Origin of the sequence: Kribbella deserti (assembly GCF_042434725.1) — a bacterium.
Classification (GTDB): domain Bacteria; phylum Actinomycetota; class Actinomycetes; order Propionibacteriales; family Kribbellaceae; genus Kribbella; species Kribbella deserti.
The window spans coordinates 650,149-672,615 of sequence record NZ_JBHLTC010000018.1 but is presented as its reverse complement, the minus strand read 5'-3'; the positions used below and the strand labels follow the sequence as shown (position 1 = coordinate 672,615).

Below are 22,467 nucleotides of genomic sequence, written 5' to 3'. Positions count from 1 at the left end.
CTATGACACAAAGCGGTGCTCCTTGGCAGCCACCACCCGGCCTACCGTGGGAACCACCCTTCGCCGGGACCGAGCCCGACGCCCTGGCCGGTGCGCTCGACCGGCTGCGGTACACGTTCCGCTGGAAGGCAGACAGCCTCGATGCGGCTGGACTGCAGACCCGTATCGGCGCCTCGAGGTCGGCTCGTCTGCGACCTCATCGAGGAGTACGGCCGCCACACCGGCCATGCCGACCTGCTCCGCGAAGCCGTCGACGGCCGAACCGGGGAGGATCCACCTCGCGGCTGGCTACCGACTCGGCCGTAGGCGGATCGTGGACCAGGTGACGAGGACGGCGAAGAGTGCCGCCGTGATCAGACAGGCCGTCGCGACGCCGAGCGAGCCCGCCGCAAACCCGAAGGCCGTCATCGCGATCGGCACGGCCGCCGCGATACCCGAACACGCCTGGAAGAGCCCGAGCGTTGGCGCGCCCCAACCTGCCTCGCTCGTCCGCAGGACCAGGCCGACCGCGAGCACCGGCCCTACGCACAGGTTCAAACCGAACAGCGCGATCACGAGGGTGCGAGCCGACGCGGCCCGTCGCAGGTACGCGAAGCCGTCGCGCAGATCCGCCCGGATCGTCGTACCGGTCGAGGGTGGTCGCGGATAGCGCGGCTTGATCACGAAGGCGAGGGCGATCGCGACCACTGCGAACGAGAAGGCGTTCACGGCCATCACCGCGGCCAGCCCGCCGTACGCGACGAGCAGGCCGCCGATCGGCGCGCCCGCGAACACCGCGAGGCGGCTCGCGAACTGGGACATCGCCGCGGCCGGCACCAGGTCCTCTGTTCGTACGAGCTGTCGCGGCATCGTGCCCGAGGCCGGTCCGTAGATCGCGTCCATCAGGCCGAACACCACCGCGACGGCCAACAGCAGCGCCAGCGAAACGCCCTGCGTGACGGCGACAACGGCTGCTGCGGTGAGTACGGCGATCCGGCCGAGGTTGGCCAGGATCATCGTGCGGCGCGCGTCGATCCGGTCGGCCAGGGCGCCACCGAAAAGCAGCATGAGCGCACGCGGCAAGGCCCCGCCTCGGCACTCCCGGTGATCGCGGTGGTCATGGGCGGGCGGGCACGCCGTGGGCGAAGACGAAGACGTTCGCGGCGTCTGGATCAGCGCTTGGGTCGGCGACGTACTCCTGGATGAGGGCGTCGATCCGCCCAGCCAGTTCCTCGAGCCGCGCAGGCGTCAGCTTGAGCCAGCTGTCGGTGCTGAAAGCGGCCCGCAGCCATTGCTCCGAGGCCTCGGACTGCCTCTCACGCCACTGGTTCAGCTTGACCAGGTGGTGCGCGACGTTCGCCTCTTCCGCGCTCAGCGCCACCAGCTCCGCGGCCGGATCGCCCTTCGCGTCCGCCAAGGACCAGCTGTACGACGCCTTCGCGCGGCGCCACCACCGCTCCCGGCGGTTCTTGGCAAGCTCGGGCGCCTCCTCGATCACGCCCGCGGTCGCGAGCACCTTGAGGTGGTGACTGATGTTGCCGGGAAGCTCCCCGGTCGCGTCGGCAAGGCGGCCCACGGTGGCCGGGCCTTCGACGCCGAGCAGCTCGACCAGACGACGCCGCAACGGGTGATGAATGGCGGCGATGACGCTGGAGTCGGCGGTTCGCCGGTTGGCTGGACTCATGGCTCCACGGTAAATCGACAAGAATTCTTGCGCAAGATTTCTTGTGAGACTGATGTGATCCGCGGCACTCAATTCGGCTGCGAGGTTGGGGAATAAACTGGGAAATCGTTCAAATATTGAGATTTGATCTCGACATGCGGGATGGTCGGTTGCTTTACGCGGCGATTCGGCTGACTCTTATCAGCATGTTCGCTGCCCACACGCCGCATCTCGTAGGTCGGATTCATCTCGACCTCGGGCGTATGCGCAGTGCCATGTGTCGTCCTTCGAGCTGACCCCAGCCACCCGCCGGCCCCTTTGGGCCTACCGATGATCATCGCTGGGTGCGCTTCGCGCAGACCGCTTCGAACCGACGACGTTTCGAGCCCGCCTCGCGGACGCACCTGTCTTCGCAGACAAGGACACGTTCCGGATGACGACTGGCGCCACCCCAGCCACCAGGACTCCAGCTCCCAAGCCCTCCCGGCCGCGTAAGGGCAAGGGCGAAGGTCAGTGGGCCCTCGGCTACCGCGAGCCGCTGAACAAGAACGAAGAGAACAAAAAGAACGACGACGGCCTGAACGTGCGGGCCCGGATCGAGAACATCTATGCCCACCGCGGGTTCGACTCGATCGACCCGGCGGATCTGCGTGGACGCTTCCGCTGGTGGGGGCTCTACACCCAGCGCAAGCCCGGGATCGACGGCGGCAAGACCGCGACCCTGGAGCCCGAAGAGCTCGACGACAAGTACTTCATGCTGCGCATCCGGATCGAAGGCGGCCAGCTCAGCACCGAGCAGCTGCGGGTGATCGCGGACATCTCCACCACCTACGCCCGCGACACCGCGGACATCACCGACCGGCAGAACATCCAGCTGCACTGGATCCGGGTCGAGGACATCCCCGCGATCTGGCAGAAGCTGGAGGCCGTCGGCCTCTACACGACCGAGGCCTGTGGCGACGTACCGCGCATCATCATCGCAAGCCCCGTAGCGGGTATCGCCGCGGACGAGATCATCGACCCGACGCCGGCGATCGACGACATCGTCAGCCGGTACATCGGTTCGCCGGAGTTCTCGAACCTGCCGCGCAAGTTCAAGACCGCGCTGACCGGCCACCCGTCGCACGACGTGGTGCCCGAAGTGAACGACGTCGCCTTCGTCGGTGTGAACCACCCCGAGCACGGGCCCGGGTTCGATCTGTGGGTCGGTGGCGGCCTGTCGACGAACCCGATGCTGGCCAAGCGGCTCGGCGTCTGGGTTCCGCTCGAAGAAGTCCACCTCGCCTGGTGGGGCGTGTGCAGCATCTTCCGCGACTACGGCTACCGGCGGCTGCGGACCCGCGCCCGGCTGAAGTTCCTGGTGGCCGACTGGGGCGTGGAGAAGTTCCGCGAGGTACTCGAGGAGAAGTACCTCAAGCGCAAGCTGATCGACGGACCCGCGCCGGAGATCCCCGCCGTACAGGGTGATCACGTCGGCGTGCACAAGCAGAAGGACGGCAAGTACTACATCGGCGTCGCGCCGGTGGTGGGCCGCGTGAACGGCGCCACCTTGGCGAAGGTCGCGGATGTCGTCGCCGCGCACGGTTCGGACCGGATCCGCACCACCGCCCAGCAGAAGCTGATCGTGCTGGACGTCGAGGAAAGCCGGGTCGAGTCGCTCGTGACCGCCCTGGCGGGTCTCGGTTTCCAGGCCCGCCCGTCGGCCTGGCGGCGCAACACGATGGCCTGCACCGGTATCGAGTTCTGCAAGCTGGCCATCGTCGAGACGAAGGGCCGCGCCGCGGAGCTGATCGGCGAGATGGAGGCGCGCATCCCCGAACTGGATGTGCCGATCACCGTGAACGTCAACGGCTGCCCGAACTCCTGCGCCCGGATCCAGGTCGCGGACATCGGCCTGAAGGGCCAGCTGGTACTCGATGCCCAGGGCAACCAGGTCCCCGGTTACCAGGTCCACCTCGGTGGCGGGCTCGGCCTCGACGCCGGGTTCGGCCGCAAGCTTCGCGGTCACAAGGTCGCTTCGTCCGATCTGGCCGACTACGTCGAACGCGTTACCCGGAACTACCTGTCCCAGCGGTCCGAGGGCGAGCGGTTCGCCCAGTGGGTCGTCCGTGCCGAGGAAGGAGCTTTGCAATGAGTGAGCGTGCTGCGCCGTTGTATTGCCCGTACTGCGGGGATGAGGACTTGCGTCCTGCTGAGGACGGGCACGGCACCTGGGAGTGCCGGCCCTGTGCACGGGTGTTCCAGCTGAAGATGATCGGACTGCGGGTGAGTGTGCAATGAGTACGGACCTGAAGATGCTTGCCGAAGAGGCGAACGAGCGATTAGCGGATGCCACGCCGGTCGAGGTACTGGCCTGGGCCCGCGAGACCTTCGGTGACGAACTGGTTGTGACCGCCTCGATGGCCGACGGCGCGCTCCCCCACCTGGCGGCCGAGGCGGCGCCCGGGGTCGACGTACTGTTCCTCGACACCGGCTACCACTTCGCCGAGACGATCGGGACGCGGGACGCCGTCGCCGCGACGCTGCCGATCAACCTGATCAACGCCACGCCGAAGCAGACCGTCGCCGAGCAGGACGCCGAGTACGGCAAGGACCTGTTCGCCCGCGATCCCGACAAGTGCTGCGCGTTGCGCAAGGTCGAACCGCTCAACCGGGTGCTGTCCGGCTACAAGGCGTGGGTGACCGGCGTACGGCGCGAGGAGGCGCCGACGCGGGCCAACACCCCGATCGTCGAGTACGACGCGAAGCGGGACATGGTCAAGCTCAACCCGATCGCGCCGTGGACCCAGGAAGACCTGGACGCCTACATCACCGACAACGGTGTGCTGGTCAATCTGCTGCAGTACGACGGTTATCCCTCCATCGGATGCCAGCCCTGCACCAAGCAGGTCGCGCCGGGCGAGGATCCGCGCAGTGGCCGCTGGGCCGGTTCCGGCAAGGTCGAATGCGGGTTGCACACATGAGCACAACTGTCGTGAGTGAGCTGGACGCACTGGAAAGCGAGTCGCTGTTCGTATTCCGTGAGGTCGCGGCCGAGTTCGAGCGCCCGGTGGTGCTGTTCTCCGGTGGCAAGGACTCGATCGTGATGCTGCACCTGGCGCGTAAGGCGTTCGCGCCGGCGCCGGTGCCGTTCACGCTGTTGCATGTCGACACCGGGCACAACTTTCCCGAGGTGCTGGAGTACCGCGACCGGGTCGTTGCCGAGCTGGGCCTCAAGTTGGTCGTGGCTCGCGTTGAGGACTACCTGGCCGATGGGCGCCTGCGCGAGCGGGCCGACGGGACGCGGAACCCGCTGCAAACCGTGCCGTTGCTGGACGCGATCAACGGCAACCGGTTCGACGCCGTCTTCGGTGGCGGTCGTCGCGACGAGGAGAGGGCCCGCGCGAAGGAGCGGATCTTCAGCCTGCGCGACGAGTTCGGCCAGTGGGACCCGCGCAACCAGCGGCCCGAGTTGTGGTCGCTGTACAACGGGCGGCACAAGCCCGGTGAGCACGTCCGGGTCTTCCCGCTGTCGAACTGGACCGAGCTCGACGTGTGGAACTACATCGACCGCGAAGGCATCGACCTGCCGTCCATCTACTACTCCCACACCCGGGACGTGTTCGAGCGCGACGGCATGTTGCTTGCCGTCGGCCCCTACTCGCAGCCGCGTGCTGGGGAGACCGTCACGGCTCGCGTGGTCCGGTACCGGACGGTCGGCGACATGTCCTGCACGGGCGCCGTACTGGGTGAGGCTCGGTCGGCCGCCGAGGTCGTCATCGAGGTCGCCGCGAGTGAACTGACCGAGCGCGGCGCCACCCGGGCCGACGACCGGGTCAGCGAAGCAGCCATGGAAGACCGCAAGCGCGAGGGGTACTTCTGATGAGCACACTGCTGCGACTCGCCACCGCCGGTTCGGTGGACGACGGCAAATCCACCCTGGTCGGGCGGCTGCTGCACGACTGCAAGGCGATCCTGGCCGACCAGATCGCCCACGTCCAGCACGTCTCCTCGACGCGTGGTGCCGGTGACTTCGACTTCGCCCTGCTGACCGACGGCCTGCGGGCCGAGCGCGAACAGGGCATCACCATCGACGTCGCCTACCGCTACTTCGCGACCGACAAGCGCTCGTTCATCCTGGCCGACTGCCCGGGCCACGTGCAGTACACCCGGAACACGGTGACCGGCGCGTCGACCGCGGATGTTGTCATCATCCTGGTCGACGCCCGGCACGGCGTACTCGAGCAGACCCGGCGGCACCTCGCCGTCGCGGGCCTGCTCCGAGTGCCGCACGTGGTGCTCGCGGTGAACAAGATCGACCTGGTCAACTACGACGAGGCCGTTTTCAAGGCCATCGCGAAGGACGTCGTCGACCTGGCGGACCAGCTGGGCATCAGCGACGTCAAGGCCATTCCGGTCTCGGCGCTGGCCGGGGACAACGTGGTGGACCGCTCGACGCGTACCTCCTGGTACGACGGGCCGACGCTGCTGGAGTTCCTGGAGAACGCCGACGGCCGGGACGACATCTCGTCGCAGCCGCTGCGATTCCCGGTGCAGTACGTGATCCGGCCGCAGACCGACGACGAGTACCGGGACTACCGCGGGTACGCCGGGACGGTTGCCGCCGGCAAGGTTTCCGCCGGTGACGAGGTGATCGTGCTGCCGGCCGGCCGCCGTACCACCGTGGCCGGGGTCGACCGGGCCGTGGTGAGCCCGTCTTCCTCCGCTGTCGCGGACGCCGGTACCGCTGTTGCCGGTCAAGCCGTCACCATTCGGCTGGCCGACAATCTCGACGTGGCCCGCGGCTCGGTCATCGTCGCGGCCGACAGCTCCCCCGGCACCCGCCGCGAGCTCGTCGCCACCGTCGCCTGGCTGTCCGACCGCCCACTGACGGTCGGCGCCCGCGTGCTGATCAAGCACACCACCACGACCGCCCAGGCGATCGTCACCCGGATCGGTGGCGCTCTCGACCTGGACACGCTCGGCGTCATTGATGCCACCGAGCTGAACCTGAACGACATCGGCAAGGTGCAGCTCAAGGTAGCCGCGCCGCTCGCCGCCGATCCGTACTCCAGCAATGCCATCACCGGATCGTTCCTGCTGATCGACGCCCACGACGGATGGACGTTGGCGGCCGGCATGATCGACGACGTAGAAGGGGAACCGCTGTGACTGCTCCAGCACTTGTGATCCTCGCCCACGGCAGCCGCGACCCGCGCTCGGCTGCCACCGTTCACGCGCTCGTCGACTGCCTGCGCGAGATGCGGGACGACCTGCGCATCGAAGCGGCGTTCCTGGACCACTGCCCCCCTTCCCCGTACCAGGTCTTCGACAAGCTCGGCTCCGAAGGCGTCGAGGAGATCGTCGTCGTACCGCTGCTGCTGTCCGAGGCGTTCCACGCCCGGGTGGACGTGCCGGCGGTCATCGACGAGGCGCGCGGCCGCTACCCGGCGCTGCGCATCATCGCCTCCGACGTGCTCGGGTACGACGACTCGCTGCTGGACGTACTCGACCGGCGTATGCGCGAGGAACTGCGCAACGGCCGCGTGCGTGAACTCGACGCCCTCGTACTCGCGGTCGTCGGTTCCAGCGACAACCAGGCCAACGCGGCGGTCTCCCGTCTTGCCCGTGTCTGGGGTCAGCGGCACCGCCTTCCGGTCACGGCCGCCTTCATCACCTCGGCGACCCCGACCCCGGCGGAGGCCGTACTCCAGTGGCGTCTGGAAGGCCGTCGCCACGTGGCCGTCGGCGCGTTCTTCCTCGCACCGGGTCTTTTGCCCGACAAGGCGGAGGAAACCGCCCGCAAGGCAGGCGCCGTCGCCGTCTCCCGTCCGCTGGGCGTCAGCAACGAAATCGCCCGCCTGGTCCTGCTCCGCTACGGCGTAGCCGGCCTCGACCTGCTGACCCTGGCCCCGGTCGCCCCAAGGCCGACCCTGGTCCGCACGGCGTAATCCGGCCGGCCCGGTCCACACGGCGTTCTACCGCGCGTCGGGTGGGCCGGGCCGAGCGGGAAACGGAAATTGTCGGAGGGGCCTGGTAGATCTTTGGCCATCGCAAGACTGGTTGAGGAGAGACCGCATGACCCTGCACTTCGTGGCGTACGGCGAGGGCACTCCGGTGCTGGCGCTGCACGGCTGGACCCCGGACCACCGGCTGATGACCGGCTGCCTGGAACCGGTTTTTGCCGAGCGCCCCGGCTATCGGCGGTATTACCCTGATCTGCCGGGCATGGGCCAGAGTCCAGTGGGAGACGCCCGGAGCGCGGAGGATCTGCTCACCGCGGTGCTCGCGTTCATCGATGAGCAGATCGGGTCCGAGCCGTTCCTGCTGATCGGTGAGTCGTTCGGTGGATTGCTCGCGCGCAGCCTGGTCGCCCGCCGGCCGGATCAGGTGCTCGGGCTCACCTTGATCTGCTCGGTCGGTACGAACCTTGATCCGGCGGACCGGATAGTGCCCGAGCATCAGGTGATCCGGGCCGACCCGGCGCTGCTGGCGTCGCTGGACCGCGCCGAGGCCGAAGAGTTTGCGGGGCTCGCGGTGGTGCAAACGCCGGAGACGCTGCGTCGGTTCCGTTCCGATGTCGCGCCGGGGCTCGCGGCAGCCGACTACGAGCGCTTGGCGGAGATCAGGCGGGACTGGGTGCTGGCGGCGCCGCCCGAGTCGGGTCCGGTCTATTCCCGGCCGGCGCTGATTCTGGCTGGGCGGCAGGACTCGGCCACCGGGTTCGCCGAACAGTATGAGCTGCTGCCGCACTATCCACGCGCGTCGTTCGTCGTGCTGGACCGTGCGGGGCATAACCTCCAGTTCGAGCAGCCGGCGTTGTTCGACTGGCTGGTGTCGGAGTGGCTCGACCGCGTGGCTGAGGCCGCGACCAGCGATCGACCACAGAGTGAACTGGTCCTATCTCCTGCGGCTACCTGCCGGTAATATCCGATCATGGAGCCCACTCGCAGACGTCCGCCCGGCTGGCCCTTGCTTGTCGCGCTTGCGAACGGGCGGACCAGACTGCCGGCCGAGCGGTTGGCCGCGGCCGTTCGTGGCAAGGTCGTTCTGGTCACGGGCTCCTCGTTCGGCATCGGCGAGGCGACCGCCAGACGACTGGCGGCCGCGGGCGCGACGGTGCTGCTTGTCGCCCGTACGGCGGACCGGCTCCAGCTCGTTGCCGACGGCATCAATCAGAGCGGCGGTACGGCGTACTGCTATCCGGCTGACCTGGCTGATCCGGCGGCGGTGGAGGAGCTTGTTCGAAGGGTGCTGGCTGATCACGGGCGCGTGGACGTGCTGGTCAGCAACGCGGGGAAGTCGATCCGCCGTTCGGTCGCCGACTCCTACCAGCGCTTCCACGACATCGAGCGCACCAACGCGATCAACTACCTAGGCCCGGCCAAGCTCGTGCTGGAGTTGCTGCCGTCGATGCGCGAGCGGCGCTCGGGCCACATCGTCAACATCTCCACCGCCGGGGTGCGAACGCCGCCGATGGCCCGCTGGTCGGCGTATTTGGCGTCGAAGAGCGCTTTCGACGTGTGGCTGCGCTGCGTCGCGCAGGAGATCCACGGCGACGGCGTGACGGTCTCCACTGTGTACATGGGCTTGGTGCACACGCGGATGAGCGAGCCCACCGCCGCGTTGAACAAGTTGCCCGGGTTGACGCCCGAGCAGGCGGCCAACCAGGTGTGCGCCGCGGTCGCCGAGCGGCCGCACCACCTCGCACCGGGGTGGGTCCGCCCGATCGGGGCCGTGGGCGACCTGCTCCGGGTCCCGACCGACCAGGTCCTCCGTCGGTACTTCCTCCGCACTGAGCCCAAACCGAAACCGCCGGGAGATACGCCATGACGGGCGATCGCACCCGTACGGCGGCCGAGGCCTTCGCACTGCCGGGTGCGTTGCTGCGCTCCGGGGTGTGGCGTGGTGCCGGGCCGGCCCAGCTCGTGCCGATCAGCCGGACCCTGTACCGGTTCGGCCAGTCCATCGCGACGCTCGGCGCGGTCGCCGCGATCCGCTTTCCGCACCGCCCGGCGGTGATCGACGAACTCGGCTCCATCACGTACCAGCAGCTCGATCGGCGCTGTGCCGCGCAGGCCGCAGGACTGGCCGCGTCGTTCGGCATCACCGTGGGCAGCAAGGTGGCGGTGCTGTGCCGCAATCACAAGGGTTTCCTCGAGGCGACCCTGGCCGCGAGCCGCCTCGGCGCCGACGTGTACTTCCTCAACACCGGTCTTGCCGCGCCGCAACTGGACGACCTGCTGAAGCGCAACGATCCGGATCTGCTGATTCTCGACCAGGAGTTCGTGCCGCTCGTGGACAAGAGCGGCCGCGGCGTCCGCCGAGTTCTCGCCTGGCATGACGAAGACACCGGCGCAGCCTCCCTCGACCGCCTCGCCGCGGGGAACTGGCCCGAGCCGCCGACGCCTTCGCGGCCCGGCCGGATCGTCATCCTCACCTCGGGTACGACCGGCACGCCGAAGGCCGCACCCAGGGTGCCGACGGCGTCGTCCCTGAGCGGATTGACCGCCACGGTGTTGCGCCGGGTCGGCCTGCGCGCCGGTGAACCCGCGTTGATCTGCCCGCCGTTGTTCCACGGCCTCGGGCTGTTGACCTCGATGCTCGCATTGTTCCTCGGCTCGCCGCTCGTGCTCGCCCGCAAGTTCGATCCGGCGTGCGCCCTTGCCGCCGTGGAGAAGCACCGGGCCGGCTCGATCGTCGCCGTGCCGGTGATGCTGCAGCGGCTGCTGGAGCTACCCGGTGACGAGATCGGGAAGTACGACCTGACCTCCCTGCGGGCCGTCGTCTCCGGCGCGTCCGCGTTGAGCCCCACATTGGCGGAGCGGTTCATGGCCAGGTTCGGCCCGATCCTCAGCGACGCGTACGGGTCGAGTGAGATCGGTATCGCCACCCTCGCCGGTCCGGCGGACCTGCGCGCCGCGCCGGGAACGGTCGGCCGACCCTGCCTGGGTAGTTCGGTCGCGATCCTCGACGAGCGCGATCGGCCTCTGCCGGTGGGCGAGACCGGGCGCATCTTCGCCGGCGGCGGCCTGGTGTTCGGCGGCTACCTTGGCGGCGGTACCAAGACGGTGGTGGACGGGCGGATGAGCACGGGCGATCTGGGCCACCTGGATGCCGAGGGCCGGTTGTTCGTGGACGGCCGCGAGGACGACATGATCGTGTCCGGCGGTGAGAACGTCTACCCGGTCGAGGTGGAGAACTGCCTCGCCACCCATCCGGCCGTCGCGGATGTCGCGGTGGTCGGCGTCGATGACGAGGAGTTCGGGCAGCGCCTCCTCGCCTACGTGGTAGCCACGTCAGGTCATCCGGCCGATCCGGAGGCGCTGCGCGATTACGTTCGTACCAACCTGGCCACGTTCAAGACCCCGCGTCAGGTCAAACTCGTCGACGAACTCCCCCGCAACGCCACCGGGAAGGTGCTACGCGGGAAGTTGCCCACCGACTAGGCCGCTTCAGGGCAAGGTGCGTGGTGGTGGGCCGGTGTAGGTGGGATTGGCCGAGCGCGGCAACGGTCCCTTGATCCGGGTCGGCTCGTTGTGCTGTTCCCACGCGTGGGCCAGCAGGCCGACCGACCGGGACAGGACGAACAGGCCGCGGCCGAGTTCCGGTGCGAAACCCAGTTCGCAGTAGATGGTGGCGGTGGCGCCGTCGATGTTCATCGGCACGGGCCGCGCTCCCCCGGCCAGCACCGCCTCCAGCGCGAGTGCCGCCTCGACGTACCGGCCCTCAACGGTGCCGTCGGCAACAGCCTCCGCGATCGCCGTCATCAACGGGTCCCGGCGGGGATCACGTGGGTGGAAGCGATGGCCGAAGCCTGGCACGTAGGCGCCGCGTTCCTTGTACGCGGCAACCAGCGCGGTCGCCGCCGCACCGACCGGCTGGCCCGAGTCGACGAGTGAGCGGAGCACCTCCATGCACTGCTGACCGGCGCCACCGTGAACGTCGCCGAGCAGGTTCACGCCTGTCGCCATCGCGTTGTTCAGGTCGAGCCCGCACGACGCGGCCATGCGCGCGGCCGCGACCGAAGGCGCCTGCGGGCCATGGTCGACGGCCGCCACCAGGGTTAGCTCGAGCAACGCCGCCTCGGCCGCGGACGGCAACGAGCCGCGGGTCATCAACCAGACCATCTGCGGGTACGACACTGAGCCGATCAGGTCCTCGATCGCGTAGCCGCGCAACCGGATCGAGCCTGGCGAGATGTCGGAGATCGCGGTTGCCCACCAGTCCTCTGCCTCGGTCACAAGACCCCCTCCGCATGCAGCGCCGCGATCTCGGTGGGACTGAATCCGGCCTCGGCCAGCACCTCGTCGGTGTGTTCGCCCAGCAATGGCGGTCCGGCCGAAGGACCAACGGCCTGCCCGTCGATGTGCACGCTGCTACCCAGCACGCGCAGCGAATCCGGCCGGGCCCCCGGCATCGGTACGTCGTGCAGCAGGTCCCGTTCCGCCAGCTGCCGCAGCCCGAGCGATTCCTGCAGCGTCAGTACGGGCGCCACCGGCACACCGCTGGTGGCGAGCAGTTCGTCCCACTCGACGGCGGTCCGCGTCCGCAAGGTCTTCTCCAGCTCGCGCTTGAGCTCGGCGCGATGGGTCTTCCGCGCTTCCCGGGTTGCAAAACGCGGGTCCTTCACAAGTTCCCGACGATCGAGCAACCGGCACAACGTGACGAACTGATCCTGCTTGTTCGCCGCGATGTTCAGCTGTCCAGCGGCCGTCTCGAACGTGCCTGACGGCGCCGAGGTGACGTTCTCGTTGCCCATCGCGCGAGGCGCCCGGCCGCCGACGAGGTAGTCCGACACCACCCAGCCCATCGCCGCGACGGCCGTCTCCAGCATCGAGACATCCAGGTACGACCCGACGCCTGTGCGGGCCCTTTTCACCAGCGCCGCCGAGATCGCGAACGCCGCCGCGTAACCGCCCAGCGTGTCGCAGATCGGGAAGCCCGTCCGCGTCGGTGACGTATCGGGCATTCCCGTTACGCTCATGATGCCGGAAAGCCCTTGGATGATCTGGTCGTACGCCGGCCGCGCGCGCATCGGCCCGGTCTGCCCGAACCCGGACACCGCGCAGTACACCAGGCCCGGGTTGATCTCACGCAGTCGTTCAGCGCCGAACCCGAGCCGTTCCAGCACGCCCGGGCGGAAGTTCTCCAGCAGTACATCGGCGCCGGCGATCAACCGGGTCAGGACCTCCCTGCCCGCCGGCGTCTTCAGGTCCACCGTCAGGGATCGCTTGGCCGCGTTCTGCGCGAGAAACGAAATGCCCAGGCCTTCGGCGGACAACTCCGGCGATGCCCCGAGATTGCGGGCGAGATCCCCGGTGCCGGGGACCTCCACCTTCACCACGTCCGCGCCCATCAACGCGAGCTGGTAGCCCGCGAACGGTCCGGCCAGCACGTTGGTCAGGTCGAGCACCCGCACACCGCTGAGCAGATCCGCGTCAGGCTGCGGCACTGAATCCGCTCCAGCCGCTGGACGAGATGAGCCGCGCGCATCGCCGTACGGCGTCGACGTAGGCGGGCAACCGGTCGTCGCTGAAGCGGGTGGTCGGACCACCCACGCCGACGGCCGCGACCACCCGGCCGTCGGAACGGTGGATCGGCGCGGAGACACCGGAAGCGCCCAGCTCGCGTTCGCCGTGCGTGACGGCGAAACCGCGTTCGACCACCCGGGCCGCGGCCGCGCGCAGCTGGTCGCCGAACTCCTCGCCGTACGGCGACTCCGCGGCGATCTCGTCCACCACGGTCGGGCCCGGCACCAGCAGCGGCGGGTCGCTCAGCAGAACGGCGGACGCGGCGCCGCCCCACATCGGCAGGGCCACACCGACGCCGATGGTGTGGCGCACGCTCAAGGTGCCCGGGCTTTGCGCCAGGCAGACCCGGGAGCGTCCAACCCTGATGTAGAGGTTGACCGTTTCGCCGGTCTCCTCCGCCAGCCGGGCCATCGCGGCCCGAACCGTCGGTGGCACCTCCATGCTGGCGCTGCTCAGCCGGGACCACCGCAGGAAGCCCGGGCCGATCGCGAACCGGCCGGGGCCGATCGCCACCACCAGGCCGCGCTGTTCGAGCGTTGTCACCAGCCGCAACACGGTCGTCTTGGGCAGTCCGCTGGCCTGGGTCAGCTCCGCCAGGGTCCAGACCGGGTGCTCGTCGTCGAAACGCTCCAGCAGATCCAGGGCCCGGTGCACGCTTCGTACGCCGCCCTGGCCGCCTTCCGGCGCGATGTCGCCATCCGTCATTCCGCCACCTCCTGCCGACGAGAATAACTCGCGGGTCCGCCTAGCAGAATATCTAGTCCTCTAGATGGAATGCTGTTAGCGTCTTTGCCCAGACCTACCGGAGGTGACCATGCCTACCCACCGGCCCATCCGACGTACCGCTGGTCTCGGCGTTCTGGTGGCGAGCCTGCTGGTCAGCGGCTGTGCCGCGCTCGAGGGCGGCAGCGTCGCGGGCCCGTTCCCGTCGCGCAACGTCGAGATCATGGTGCCGGCCGCGCCCGGTGGTGGCTGGGATCTGACGGCGCGACAGCTCCAGCATGTCATCCAGAACGAGAAATTGTTGCCTGATCGCTCTATTTCGGTGGTGAACGTGACCGGCGCGGGCGGTGCGGTCGGCATCTCGAAGCTGGCGACCAAGAACCGCAAGGACCCGCACACGCTGATGATCACCGGGCTGGTGATGGTCGGCGCGCTGACGCTGAACGAATCGCAGATCACGCTCACCGACACCACCCCGATCGCGACCATCACCGCCGAGCAGGAGGTGCTGGTGGTGAAGGCCGACTCGCCGATCAAGACGCTGAAGGACCTGGTCGCGAAGTACCAGGCCGACCCGACTTCGGTGAGCTGGGGCGGCGGAACGATCGGCGGCACCGATCACATCACCGCCGGCACGCTGGTCAAGGCCGCGGGCGCCGATCCGTCCAAGGTGAAGTACATCAGCTACTCCGGCGGCGGCGAGGCCACCGCCGCGATCTTGTCCGGTGACGTCACTGTCGGTATCTCCGGCGTGAGCGAGTTCGAGGAGCAGATCACCGCGGGCAAGATGCGCGTGCTCGCGACCACCGGCACCGAGCCGATCACCATCGCCGGCAAGGCCCTGCCGACGCTGAAGTCCGAGGGGTACGACGCGGAGGTGCTCAACTGGCGGGCCATCGTCGCGCCACCGGACATCCCAGACGCGGACCGGCAGAAGCTGATCGAGTTCGTCACGAAGGCGCACGACACCCCGGCCTGGGCCGAGATCCGCAAGAAGCAGGGCTGGACGGACTTCTATCGAACCGGTGACGCGGCGACGGCCTTCATCGCCGAGGAGACCACCCGGGTGCAGGCGCTGCTGAAGGAGCTGGGCATCGTATGAGCGTTGCTGAGGAAACCTCCCCTGACGTCGACGACACCGACGTGGAAGCGTCGAGACCGGTCCGGATCATCGCCGCCATCGTGCTGGTGGTGCTGAGCGTGACCTTCCTGATCGGCGTCTTCGACATCCGCAGTCCGAAGGGCCTCGATCCCGCCGGGCCGAGGTTCTTCCCGTTGATCGTCACGTCGGCCTGGGTGCTGTTGTCGCTGGCCTATCTCGTGGAGGGCCTTCGCTCGCCGCGAGCGGCCGCCAAGAGCGACCGTACGTGGTTTGAACCCGTCGCGATCGCCGTACTACTCGTGTTGTACGCCTTCCTGGTCGTACCACTCGGGTACATCCTCGCCACCTTGCTGCTGTTCTTCGGAGCCGCCCGGGTGCTCGGTAGCCGTAATACCTGGCGTGACGCGATCGTGGCCGTCGTACTGTCCGTACTGGTCTATGTCGCCTTCACGCAGTTCCTGGACATCTCGCTGCCTGAGGGGGTGTTGGGGCTGTGACCGTCTTCGGGGACCTCTTGCACGGGTTCGGCACCGTGCTCGCGCCGATGAACCTGCTGTGGGCCGTACTCGGCGTCACGCTCGGCATGATCGTCGGCATCCTGCCCGGCATCGGCCCGGCCCTGACGATCGCGCTGCTGCTGCCGATCACCTTCAACTTCAGCGATCCGATCGGCGCGTTCATCATGTTCGCCGGGATCTACTACGGCGCGATGTACGGCGGCTCGACCACCTCGATCCTGATCAACACCCCGGGCGAATCGTCCTCGGTCGCGACCGCCATCGAGGGTCACAAGATGGCCCTGAAGGGCCGGGCCCGGGCGGCCCTGGCCACGGCGGCGATCGGCTCGTTCATCGCCGGGACCATCTCGACCGTGCTGCTGACCTTCGTCGCGAAGCCGATCGGCAACCTGGCCGGCCAGTTCCAGGCGACCGACTATTTCGCGATCACCCTGCTCGCGATGGTCGCGGTCACCGCGCTTGTCGGGCACTCGCTGGTACGCGGTCTGCTGTCGCTGACCGTCGGCCTTTTCATCGGGTTGATCGGCCTCGACGGCCTGTCCGGCGCGCCGCGCTACACCTTCGGCACGCTGCGCCTGCTCGACGGCGTGGACGTGGTCATCGTGATCGTCGGCCTGTTCGCGATCGGCGAGACCCTGCACGTGGCGTCCAAGCTCCGCGGTACGCCGGACCGGGTCGCGCCGCTGGAGAAGGGCCGGCTGCGGACGGGATACCTGAGCCGGTCCGACTGGGCTCGCTCGTGGGCGCCCTGGCTGCGCGGTACGGCGCTGGGCTTTCCGTTCGGCGCGATTCCGTCGGGTGGTGCCGAGGTACCGACGTTCCTGTCGTACACGATCGAGCGGCGTCGGGCCCGTAAGGCCGGGCGGAAGCACCCGGACGAGTTCGGCAATGGCGCGATCGAGGGCGTGGCCGGGCCCGAGGCGGCGAACAACGCGTCGTTCTCGGGTGTGCTGGTGCCGCTGCTCACACTTGGTCTGCCGACGTCTGCGACCGCCGCGGTGATGCTGGCGGCGTTCCAGATCTTCAACGTGCAACCCGGGCCGCAGCTGTTCGAGAACGAGGGCACGCTGGTCTGGACGCTGATCGCCTCGCTGTACGTCGGCAACCTGATCCTGCTGATCATGAACCTGCCGCTGATCCAGATCTGGGTCCAGGTGCTGAAGGTGCCGCGGCCGCTGCTGTACGCCGGCATCCTGGTCTTCGCCTGTCTCGGCGTCTACTCGCTGTCCGGCAGTGGTTACGAGGTCCTGATGGCGCTGCTCATCGGGGTGGCCGGGTTCTTCATGCGCAAGCTGGACTTCCCGATCGCGCCGGTCATTCTCGGCGTCATCCTGGGGCCGACGATGGAAGAGCAGTTCCGCCGCTCACTGGTCATCTCGAACGGTGACCTGAGTGTGTTCGTCACCCGCCCGCTGAGCGCGATCATCATCGTGCTGACCGTGCTGGCGCTGTTCGTGCCGTACCTGCCGAGGATCATCGCCAAACTGCGCGGCACCCAGCCGGCCCGCGACCGGCTGACGTTTGGCGAGGACGACTGACATGCGCGGCTATCTTGGCGGGATGGAGCGACGATGAAGATCCTGGTCGGCTACGTACCGACACCGGAAGGCGAAGCCGCTCTGGAGGCCGCCGCGGCCGAGGCGGTCCGACGGTCCGCCACGATCGTTCTGGTCAACACCAGCCGCGGCGACGCCTACGTCGACGACCGCTACGCGAACCAGGCCGAGCTCGACACCGCCGAGGCCAACCTGCGCGAACGAGGCCTCGAGGTCACGATCCGCCACGGCGTCGGCGGCGGCGACGTCGCGACCGAACTGCTCAACGCCGCCGTCGAGGAAAACGTCGACCTGATCATCATCGGACTGCGCCGCCGAACCCCAGTAGGCAAACTCATCCTCGGCAGCACCGCCCAACGCATCCTGCTCGAATCCCCGATCCCAGTCCTAGCCGTCAAAGCCTAACCACCCCACGCCGTGTCGGTATTCCGTTCATCGGACGCTTGTGACGCGGCGTGTCGGCGTTCATCGGACCCTTGTGACCAAGCGGACGGGAAACTCGGATGTGACGCCACCAGGCGCCACCTATCCTTGGGGTGCCATGCCTGATGCCCGGATCGAATCGCCGAACGACAGCCAGTCCGCCGACCCCACCTCTCCGTCCCTCGGCGAGTTGGCGAAGCGCCTCAGTGGGCTCACGCGGTACGACGCGGAGCAGCTGGGGCGCCGGCTCGAGCGGATCCGCGGGATTCGCGAGCCTGGTAAACGCGCGAAGGCGTTCGCGGAGATCGAGATGGCGTTCGCGAAGGCCGAGGAACACGTCGCGCTGCGCCGGAACGCCGTACCGGAGATCACGTATCCCGAGCAGCTTCCGGTCAGCCAGCTCAAGGACGAGATCGCCGAGGCCATTCGCGATCACCAGGTAGTGGTTGTCGCGGGTGAGACCGGTTCGGGCAAGACCACCCAGATCCCGAAGATCTGCCTGGAACTCGGCCGGGGTGTCGAGGGCTTCATCGGGCACACCCAGCCCCGGCGGCTGGCCGCGCGAACCGTGGCCGACCGGATCGCCTCCGAGCTCGGTACGGAACTCGGCGACACCGTCGGTTTCGCGATCAGGTTCACCGACAAGGTGTCCGAGCGGTCCCTGATCAAGCTGATGACCGACGGCATCCTGCTGGCGGAACTCCAGCGCGACCGCGACCTCAGCCGGTATGACACGCTCATCATCGACGAGGCGCACGAGCGCAGTCTCAACATCGACTTCATCCTGGGGTATCTGCGCCAACTGCTCCCCCGCCGTCCCGACCTCAAGGTGATCATCACCTCGGCGACGATCGATCCCGAGCGGTTCGCCGAGCACTTCGCCGACGCCGACGGCAAGCCCGCCCCGATCGTCGAGGTGTCCGGCCGGACGTATCCGGTGGAGGTGCGGTACCGCCCGATCAACGACCCGGACGATCCGTCCACGATCGACCGGGACCAGACCCAGGCGATTATCGACGCCGTGGACGAGCTGGCCCTGGAACCGGACGGCGACGTACTGGTCTTCCTCAGCGGCGAGCGCGAGATTCGCGACACCGCCGACGCGTTGCGAGACCACAACCTGCGCAACACCGAGGTACTGCCGCTGTACGCCCGGCTGTCGAACGCCGAACAGAACCGGGTCTTCCAGTCGCATCCCGGCCGCCGGATCGTGCTCGCCACGAACGTCGCCGAGACCTCGCTCACCGTGCCGGGCATCAAGTACGTGATCGACCCCGGTACGGCGCGCATCAGCCGGTACTCGCATCGTACGAAGGTCCAGCACCTTCCGATCGAACCGGTCTCCCAGGCCAGCGCCAACCAGCGCAAAGGCCGTTGCGGCCGGACCAGCGACGGCATCTGCATCCGGTTGTACTCCGAAGAGCATTTCGAGAGCCGCCCCGAGTTCACCGATCCGGAGATCCTGCGCACGAACCTGGCCTCGGTCATCCTGCAGATGACGTCGATCGGCCTCGGCGATATCGCGAAGTTCCCGTTCATCGACGAACCGGACAAGCGCAGCATCACCGACGGCCTGCAGCTGCTCACCGAGCTGGGCGCGATCGACCCGGCCCAGAAGGACCCGCGCAAGCGCCTCACCCCGATCGGCAGGCAGCTCGCGCAGATCCCGCTCGACCCGCGGCTGGCGCGGATGGTGGTCGAGGCCCATCGCAACGGCTGCGTGCGGGAGGTGATGGTCATCGCCGCCGGGTTGTCGATCCAGGACCCGCGCGAGCGCCCGACCGACGCCGAGGCCCAGGCGGCGCAGCAGCACGCGCGGTTCCGTGACCCCAACTCGGACTTCCTCGGCTATCTGAACCTCTGGAACTACCTGAAGGAACAGCAAAAGGAGCTCTCCGGCAACCAGTTCCGCCGGCTGTGCAAGAGCGAGTACCTCAACTACCTACGCGTGCGCGAATGGCAGGACATCTTCGCCCAGCTCCGCCAGGTCGCGGCCCAGATCGGCGTCACGCTCAACACGGGCGCGCCCGCCGATCCGCAACGCGTGCATGTCTCGCTGCTCGCGGGACTGCTCTCGCACATCGGCATGAAGGACCCGGCCAACCAGCACCAGTACATCGGCGCCCGCAACGCCCGGTTCGCGGTGTTCCCGGGCTCGACCTTGTTCAAGAAGCCCCCGCAGTTCGTGATGGCGGCCGAGCTGGTCGATACCTCGCGGCTGTGGGCCCGGGTGAACGCGCGGATCGAGCCGGAGTGGGCCGAGGAACTCGCGGCGCATCTAGTCAAGCGCCAGTACTCCGAACCGCACTGGGAACGTAAAGCCGGCGCGGTGATGGCGTACGAAAAGGTCACGCTGTACGGCGTACCGATCGTGGTTCAGCGCAAGGTCAACTACGGGCGGATCGATCCCGTGGTCGCCCGCGAGCTGTTCATCCGGCACGCCCTGGTCGAGGGTGACTGGGATACCCGGCACAAGTTCTGGCACGAGAACCGCAAGCTGATCGAAGAGGTCGAGGAACTGGAGGAACGGACCCGGCGCCGGGACCTGCTGGCCGACGACGAAACGTTGTTCGCCTTCTACGACGAACGGATCGGCGCGGACGTCGTCACCGGGCGGCACTTCGACACCTGGTGGAAGGAGGCCCGGCAGGCCGATCCGGATCTGCTGGACTTCGAGCGATCGCTGGTCGTCCGTGAAGGCGCCGAGGTCAAGGTGGAGGACTTCCCGACCAACTGGACGCAGAGCGGCATGGTCTTCGATCTCACCTACGCGTTCGAGCCGGGCACCGACGCGGACGGCGTGACCGTGCACATCCCGCTGCTGGTCCTGAACCAGGTCAGCGCCGACGGGTTCGAGTGGTCGATCCCGGGCCTGCGCGAGGAACTTGTCACCGCGCTGATCAAGTCCTTGCCCAAGCACATCCGCCGCAACATCGTGCCGGCGCCGGACCACGCCCGGCAGGTGCTTCCGAACCTCATCCAGGGCGCAGGTGCACTGACCGAGGTCCTCGCGAGGGAACTGCGCGAGCTGCGCGGCGTGGTGATCGACGAGGACGACTGGGACTGGTCGCGTGTGCCCGAGCACCTGCGGATGACCTTCCGGGTGATCGACGAGAAGCGCCGGAAGGTGGCCGAGGGCAAGGATCTCGGCCGGTTGAAGGAACAGCTCAAGCCGAAGACGAAGGCCGCGATCTCCCAGGTGGCTGCGAAGGCCGTCAGGGGGTTGGAGCGTAGCGGGCTGACCGACTGGACGTTCGACGAGCTGCCGCAGAGCTTCTCCGAGCAACGCGGCGGCCTAACGGTGGCAGGGTTTCCGGCCCTCGTTGACGAAGGCAACAGCGTCGCCGTCCGGTTGCAGGAGTCCGAGCGGGACCAGGCCGCCGCCATGTGGCTGGGACTGCGCCGATTGCTGCAGCTCACGATGCCGTCGGTGATCGAGGTCGTACAGCGCAATCTGACGAACCAGCAGAAGGTGACGCTGACGAACAACCCGCACAAGAACGTCGGCGACCTGCTCGACGACTGTGTCACGGCGGCGGTCGACAAGCTGATGCGCGACAACGGCGCGCCCGTCTGGAACCGCGAGGACTTCGGCCGGTTGCGCGACGCCGTCCGGTCCGAGCTGGCCGATACCGTGCTCGCGATCCTCGACCAGGTGGCGACCGTGCTCGCGTCGGCCCGGGCGGTCGACAAGCAGATCTCCCGCGCGGCGAGTCCGGCATTGCTCCAGGCCCTCACCGACGTACGGGGCCAGCTCAACGGGCTGGTGCACCGGGGGTTCATCACCGAGGCCGGTGCCGCCAGGCTGCCGGATCTGGTGCGGTACCTGAAGGGCATCGAACAGCGCCTCGACAAGGTGGCGTCCAACCCGCAACGCGACCGCCAGGGCATGTTCCTCGTGCACGCGTTGACCGAGGACTACCAGCGCCGGCTGAACGCCGTACCGGCGGGCAAGTATCCGAGCCCGGAGCTGCTGGACATCCGCTGGATGCTCGAGGAGCTTCGCATCAGCTTGTTCGCCCAGACCCTCGGTACGCCGTATCCGGTCTCGGAGAAGCGCATCCGCAAGGCCCTGACGACGGCCTAGCCAGCCGGGCATGCCGCGGGGCACGGTTCGAGTCGCTCGGTGGCGGCTCGGACCGTGCCCCGGTCAGGTCAGTAGCGGGTCAGTCGAGCCAAAGGCTGAAGACGTGGCCGGCCGGATCGGCATACACCCGTTGCCGGCGATCCCCCTCGGCCGGCGGCGGCTCGACCGGGTCGAGCGGAACCGCGCCCAGCCGGGTCACCGTCGCATGGCCACTGGCGAAGTCCTCCACGATCAGATCCAAGTGCGGGCGGCTGACCGGCCACGGTGGTGGCACGGCCCCTTCCACCCGTCGAAAGCACAGGGACAGGCCCGGCTCGGCAAGGCTCTGCCAGTCGTCATCCCCGTTCGGGTCGAGCTCCTGGCCGAGCAGCGCCGAGTAGAACCCGGCCAGCTCGCGCGGGTGCTGACAGTCCAGTACCACCGGGTCGAGTCGCCCGAGGATGGGGCTCGACTCCTGTGTTACCTGTGACATCTGTTTCCACGTCCCTCTCTGCAGACGGTGTTGTCTTGCCGACGAGAACAATGACAGGTCGCACCGACAGTTCGCAGCTATCAACACGGCTTGTTGAGTAGTCACACTCATGCGCACGTCCCGCGGCCCCGACAGGCTTACCCGCATGGACACTCCCTCGAACACGAAGAACACCACCGCCTTCTACGCCCAGGCCGCGATCTCGTTCGGCATCGCCCTGGTCTCCGTCCTCGTCGGCGTGCTGTACCTGCCGGTGGACACCTGGATCCGGGCCTTTCTCGGCCTGGGCACGATGTACCTGGTCACCTCGTCGTTCATGCTCGCGAAGGTGATCCGCGACGCCCAGGAAAGCAGCGTGCTGGTGCAGCGGCTGGACCAGGCCCGGGTGGACAAGCTGCTCGCCGAGCACGACCCGTTCAGCGTGAAGTAAC

The 22,467-nt window shown here is 68.1% G+C and carries 22 protein-coding genes; 16 read left to right on the top strand and 6 right to left on the bottom strand.

The annotated features are described in order from the left end of the window. Positions 1-141: 141 nt before the first annotated feature. On the top strand, positions 142-306 hold the full coding sequence (locus ACFFGN_RS16415) for a mycothiol transferase (RefSeq protein WP_380048313.1): 165 nt from the start codon (positions 142-144) through the stop codon (positions 304-306). On the opposite strand, the gene ACFFGN_RS16410 is transcribed toward ACFFGN_RS16415, so the two are convergent. Then, complete coding sequence (locus ACFFGN_RS16410; RefSeq protein WP_380048311.1) at positions 289-1,062, bottom strand: MFS transporter; 774 nt, start codon at positions 1,060-1,062, stop codon at positions 289-291. The two genes, ACFFGN_RS16415 and ACFFGN_RS16410, sit on opposite strands and share 18 nt — an antisense overlap. Positions 1,063-1,096: 34 nt before the next feature. Next, complete coding sequence (locus ACFFGN_RS16405) at positions 1,097-1,663, bottom strand: ArsR/SmtB family transcription factor (RefSeq protein WP_380048309.1); 567 nt, start codon at positions 1,661-1,663, stop codon at positions 1,097-1,099. 412 nt (positions 1,664-2,075) lie between these two features. Here ACFFGN_RS16405 and ACFFGN_RS16400 point away from each other — a divergent pair, with 412 nt between their 5' ends. The 9 genes from ACFFGN_RS16400 (at position 2,076) to ACFFGN_RS16360 (ending at position 11,070) form a co-directional block, all read left to right on the top strand. Continuing rightward, on the top strand, positions 2,076-3,776 hold the full coding sequence (locus ACFFGN_RS16400; RefSeq protein ID WP_380048307.1) for a nitrite/sulfite reductase: 1,701 nt from the start codon (positions 2,076-2,078) through the stop codon (positions 3,774-3,776). After that, positions 3,773-3,922 carry a hypothetical protein gene (locus ACFFGN_RS16395; protein ID WP_380048305.1) on the top strand — a complete coding sequence of 50 codons (150 nt, stop codon included), beginning with the start codon at positions 3,773-3,775 and terminating at the stop codon, positions 3,920-3,922. The genes ACFFGN_RS16400 and ACFFGN_RS16395 overlap by 4 nt, the downstream gene beginning before the upstream one ends. Further along, complete coding sequence (locus ACFFGN_RS16390; RefSeq protein WP_380048303.1) at positions 3,919-4,605, top strand: phosphoadenylyl-sulfate reductase; 687 nt, start codon at positions 3,919-3,921, stop codon at positions 4,603-4,605. The genes ACFFGN_RS16395 and ACFFGN_RS16390 overlap by 4 nt, the downstream gene beginning before the upstream one ends. Continuing rightward, positions 4,602-5,504: a sulfate adenylyltransferase subunit CysD gene (gene cysD, locus ACFFGN_RS16385; protein ID WP_380048301.1), complete on the top strand. Its 903-nt coding sequence runs from the start codon at positions 4,602-4,604 to the stop codon at positions 5,502-5,504. Before ACFFGN_RS16390 ends, cysD begins: the two co-directional genes overlap by 4 nt. Continuing rightward, positions 5,504-6,793 (top strand): sulfate adenylyltransferase subunit 1, encoded by a 1,290-nt coding sequence (locus ACFFGN_RS16380; protein ID WP_380048299.1) that lies wholly within the window; start codon positions 5,504-5,506, stop codon positions 6,791-6,793. The genes cysD and ACFFGN_RS16380 overlap by 1 nt, the downstream gene beginning before the upstream one ends. Beyond that, complete coding sequence (locus tag ACFFGN_RS16375) at positions 6,790-7,572, top strand: sirohydrochlorin chelatase (RefSeq protein WP_380048297.1); 783 nt, start codon at positions 6,790-6,792, stop codon at positions 7,570-7,572. Before ACFFGN_RS16380 ends, ACFFGN_RS16375 begins: the two co-directional genes overlap by 4 nt. 166 nt (positions 7,573-7,738) lie before the next feature. Beyond that, entirely contained in the window at positions 7,739-8,548 is an 810-nt protein-coding gene (locus ACFFGN_RS16370; protein ID WP_380048295.1) for an alpha/beta fold hydrolase, read from the top strand. Between the two features lie 9 nt (positions 8,549-8,557). Then, positions 8,558-9,454: an SDR family NAD(P)-dependent oxidoreductase gene (locus ACFFGN_RS16365; RefSeq protein WP_380048293.1), complete on the top strand. Its 897-nt coding sequence runs from the start codon at positions 8,558-8,560 to the stop codon at positions 9,452-9,454. Further along, entirely contained in the window at positions 9,451-11,070 is a 1,620-nt protein-coding gene (locus ACFFGN_RS16360) for an AMP-binding protein (protein WP_380048291.1), read from the top strand. The genes ACFFGN_RS16365 and ACFFGN_RS16360 overlap by 4 nt, the downstream gene beginning before the upstream one ends. Before the next feature lie 6 nt (positions 11,071-11,076). On the opposite strand, the gene ACFFGN_RS16355 is transcribed toward ACFFGN_RS16360, so the two are convergent. Genes ACFFGN_RS16355 through ACFFGN_RS16345 form a run of 3 tightly spaced genes read right to left on the bottom strand, consistent with a single transcriptional unit; the run spans position 11,077 to position 13,860 of the window. Further along, positions 11,077-11,865, bottom strand: coding sequence for a citryl-CoA lyase (locus ACFFGN_RS16355; RefSeq protein ID WP_380048289.1), 789 nt, complete (start codon positions 11,863-11,865; stop codon positions 11,077-11,079). Further along, entirely contained in the window at positions 11,862-13,076 is a 1,215-nt protein-coding gene (locus ACFFGN_RS16350; RefSeq protein ID WP_380048287.1) for a CaiB/BaiF CoA transferase family protein, read from the bottom strand. Before ACFFGN_RS16350 ends, ACFFGN_RS16355 begins: the two co-directional genes overlap by 4 nt. Then, positions 13,063-13,860, bottom strand: coding sequence for an IclR family transcriptional regulator (locus tag ACFFGN_RS16345; RefSeq protein ID WP_380048285.1), 798 nt, complete (start codon positions 13,858-13,860; stop codon positions 13,063-13,065). Before ACFFGN_RS16345 ends, ACFFGN_RS16350 begins: the two co-directional genes overlap by 14 nt. Before the next feature lie 109 nt (positions 13,861-13,969). On the opposite strand from ACFFGN_RS16345, the gene ACFFGN_RS16340 reads away from it, so the two are divergent. The 5 genes from ACFFGN_RS16340 to hrpA all read left to right on the top strand — a co-directional run bounded on the left by ACFFGN_RS16340 (position 13,970) and on the right by hrpA (position 21,564). Beyond that, on the top strand, positions 13,970-14,980 hold the full coding sequence (locus ACFFGN_RS16340; RefSeq protein WP_380048283.1) for a Bug family tripartite tricarboxylate transporter substrate binding protein: 1,011 nt from the start codon (positions 13,970-13,972) through the stop codon (positions 14,978-14,980). Beyond that, positions 14,977-15,477, top strand: coding sequence for a tripartite tricarboxylate transporter TctB family protein (locus ACFFGN_RS16335; protein WP_380048281.1), 501 nt, complete (start codon positions 14,977-14,979; stop codon positions 15,475-15,477). The genes ACFFGN_RS16340 and ACFFGN_RS16335 overlap by 4 nt, the downstream gene beginning before the upstream one ends. Next, on the top strand, positions 15,474-17,036 hold the full coding sequence (locus ACFFGN_RS16330; RefSeq protein ID WP_380048279.1) for a tripartite tricarboxylate transporter permease: 1,563 nt from the start codon (positions 15,474-15,476) through the stop codon (positions 17,034-17,036). The genes ACFFGN_RS16335 and ACFFGN_RS16330 overlap by 4 nt, the downstream gene beginning before the upstream one ends. A 33-nt stretch (positions 17,037-17,069) precedes the next feature. After that, positions 17,070-17,459: a universal stress protein gene (locus tag ACFFGN_RS16325; protein WP_380048277.1), complete on the top strand. Its 390-nt coding sequence runs from the start codon at positions 17,070-17,072 to the stop codon at positions 17,457-17,459. A 136-nt stretch (positions 17,460-17,595) separates the two neighbouring features. After that, positions 17,596-21,564 carry an ATP-dependent RNA helicase HrpA gene (gene hrpA / locus ACFFGN_RS16320; protein ID WP_380048275.1) on the top strand — a complete coding sequence of 1,323 codons (3,969 nt, stop codon included), beginning with the start codon at positions 17,596-17,598 and terminating at the stop codon, positions 21,562-21,564. Between the two features lie 79 nt (positions 21,565-21,643). On the opposite strand, the gene ACFFGN_RS16315 is transcribed toward hrpA, so the two are convergent. After that, positions 21,644-22,036, bottom strand: a complete 393-nt coding sequence (locus ACFFGN_RS16315) for a VOC family protein (RefSeq protein ID WP_380048273.1) — start codon at positions 22,034-22,036, stop codon at positions 21,644-21,646. 145 nt (positions 22,037-22,181) lie between these two features. Between ACFFGN_RS16315 and ACFFGN_RS16310 the strand changes: the two genes are divergently transcribed. Beyond that, positions 22,182-22,466 (top strand): YiaA/YiaB family inner membrane protein, encoded by a 285-nt coding sequence (locus tag ACFFGN_RS16310; protein WP_380048271.1) that lies wholly within the window; start codon positions 22,182-22,184, stop codon positions 22,464-22,466. Position 22,467: the final 1 nt, after the last annotated feature.